This is a genomic window from Halomonas sp. KM-1, assembly GCF_000246875.1.
In the GTDB taxonomy this organism is placed as follows: domain Bacteria; phylum Pseudomonadota; class Gammaproteobacteria; order Pseudomonadales; family Halomonadaceae; genus Halomonas; species Halomonas aerodenitrificans.
Genome location: NZ_BAEU01000051.1, coordinates 1 through 2,418, shown reverse-complemented (window position 1 = coordinate 2,418; position 2,418 = coordinate 1). Strand labels below are relative to the sequence as shown.

Sequence of the window (2,418 nt, the reverse complement as noted above, 5' to 3'; positions counted from 1 at the left end):
TCGTCGAGGAAGCCGCGGCCCAGGACATCGTCGCCGAGGAGGAGCCGGAAACGACCGACGTGGCGGCGCCCGCCGACCGCACCGTACTGCAGCTCACCTTCAACGAGCAGTCCTGGACCGAGATCTTCGACGCCACCAATAGCCGCGTTTTCGTCGGTCTTCAGGAACCCGGCACCACAGCGACCGTCGAAGGAGAGCCACCGTTTCGCCTGACCATCGGCAACGCCACCGGTGTCGAACTGAGCTGGGCCGGCGAGCGCGTCGACCTGCGCGCGCGCGCCGGGGCCAACAACGTCGCCCGCTTCACCCTGGGAGAGTGACATGCATTCCCCATCGCCCATCGTGCGTCGCAAGTCGCGCCAGATCCACGTCGGCAAGGTACCGGTCGGGGGCGACGCCCCCATCTCGGTGCAGAGCATGACCAACACCGACACCCTGGACGTGGCCGCCACCGTGGCCCAGATTCAGCGCCTCGAGGACGCCGGCGCCGATATCGTACGCGTCTCGGTGCCGTGCATGGATTCAGCCGAAGCCTTCGGCCGCATCAAGCAGCAGGTCAACGTACCGCTGGTGGCGGATATCCACTTCGACTACAAGATCGCCCTGCGCGTGGCCGAACTCGGCGTCGACTGCCTGCGCATCAACCCCGGCAACATCGGCAAGGAAGACCGCGTGCGCGCCGTGGTTTCCGCCGCCCGCGACAACGGCATCCCGATTCGCATCGGCGTCAATGCCGGCTCGCTGGAGAAAGAGCTGCAGCGCAAGTACGGCGAGCCCACGCCGGAGGCGCTTGTGGAGTCGGCCATGCGCCACATCGACCACCTCGACCGCCTCGACTTCCAGGAGTACAAGGTCAGCGTCAAGGCCAGTGACGTGTTCATGGCCGTGGCCGCCTATCGCCAACTGGCCAAGCTGATCGAACAGCCGCTGCACCTGGGCATCACCGAGGCCGGCGGCCTGCGCTCGGGTACCGTCAAGTCGTCGATCGGCCTCGGTATGCTGTTGATGGACGGCATCGGCGATACCATCCGCGTCTCCCTGGCCGCCGACCCGGTGGAAGAAATCAAGGTCGGCTACGACATGCTCAAGAGCCTGCGCCTGCGCAGCAAGGGTATCAACTTCATCGCCTGCCCCAGCTGCTCGCGCCAGAATTTCGACGTCATCGGCACCATGAACGCCCTCGAAGAGCGCCTGGAAGATATCATGACACCGCTCGACGTCTCGGTGATCGGCTGTGTGGTGAACGGCCCCGGCGAAGCCAAGGAGAGTGATATCGGCCTGACCGGCGGCACTCCCAACAACCTGATCTACATCGACGGCAAGCCCGCCACCAAACTGACCAACGACCATCTGGTCGACGACCTGGAGCGCCTGATTCGCGAGAAGGTGCGCGAGAAGGAACAGGCCGAAAAGGATCTGATCGCCCGCGGGGCCTGATCCGCCGTTGACCATCAAGGAGCCATCGTTGAGCAAGTCCGACAGCAGCAAGAAGAAGATCCAGGCCATCCGCGGCATGAACGACCTATTGCCGGACCGGTCCGCCCTGTGGCAGTACTTCGAAGGCAAGGTACAGGCGCTTACCCAGCGCTACGGCTACGCCGAGATCCGCACGCCCATCGTCGAGCAGACCGCACTGTTCGCCCGCTCCATCGGCGAGGTCACCGATATCGTCGAGAAGGAGATGTACACCTTCGAGGATCGTAATGGCGACAGCCTGACCCTGCGCCCCGAAGGCACGGCCAGCTGCGTGCGCGCCGCCATGGAACACGGCCTGCTGCACAACCAGACCCAGCGGCTGTGGTACCAGGGCCCGATGTTCCGTCACGAGCGTCCACAGAAGGGTCGCTACCGCCAGTTCCATCAGGTCGGCGTGGAAGCCTTCGGTCTGGAAGGTCCGGACATCGATGCCGAGGTGATTCTGCTCTCCGCCCGCCTGTGGCGGGAGCTGGGTCTCAGCGATCACGTCACTCTGGAGCTCAACTCGCTGGGCTCCAGCGAGGCGCGCGCCGCCTATCGCGACAAGCTGGTGGCCTATTTCGAGCAGCACCGCGACCAGCTCGACGAGGACTCCCTGCGCCGTCTGACCAGCAACCCGCTGCGTATCCTCGACTCCAAGAACCCGGACATGGCGCCGATGCTGGCCGATGCGCCCAAGCTGATGGATCATCTCGACGACGCCTCGCGGGAGCACTTCGAGGGCCTCACCGCCCTGCTCCAGGCTGCTGGCATCGACTACGTGATCAATCCGCGCCTGGTGCGCGGCCTCGACTACTACGGCCGCACCGTGTTCGAGTGGACCACCACGGCGCTCGGCAGCCAGGGTACCGTGTGTGCCGGCGGCCGCTACGACGGCCTGGTCGAGCAGCTCGGCGGCAAGCCGACCCCCGCGGTAGGCTTCGCCATGGGCATCGAACGGCT

At 65.4% G+C, this 2,418-nt stretch carries 3 protein-coding genes; all 3 read left to right on the top strand.

Annotated elements, in window-relative coordinates; genetic code table 11:
- Positions 1-320, top strand: a 320-nt coding sequence (locus tag B8115_RS04895; RefSeq protein ID WP_010626641.1) for a DUF4115 domain-containing protein, incomplete at its 5' end; no start/stop codon positions are given.
- A gap of 1 nt (position 321) precedes the next feature.
- Complete coding sequence (gene ispG, locus B8115_RS04890) at positions 322-1,437, top strand: flavodoxin-dependent (E)-4-hydroxy-3-methylbut-2-enyl-diphosphate synthase (protein WP_010626640.1); 1,116 nt, start codon at positions 322-324, stop codon at positions 1,435-1,437.
- A gap of 76 nt (positions 1,438-1,513) precedes the next feature.
- Positions 1,514-2,418, top strand: a 905-nt coding sequence (gene hisS, locus B8115_RS04885) for a histidine--tRNA ligase (RefSeq protein ID WP_051004601.1), incomplete at its 3' end; no start/stop codon positions are given.

Bases quoted from the DNA above. Each gene is read 5' to 3' on its own strand.
- ispG (WP_010626640.1), top strand. From the start codon at position 322: ATGCATTCCCCATCGCCCATCGTGCGTCGCAAGTCGCGCCAGATCCAC.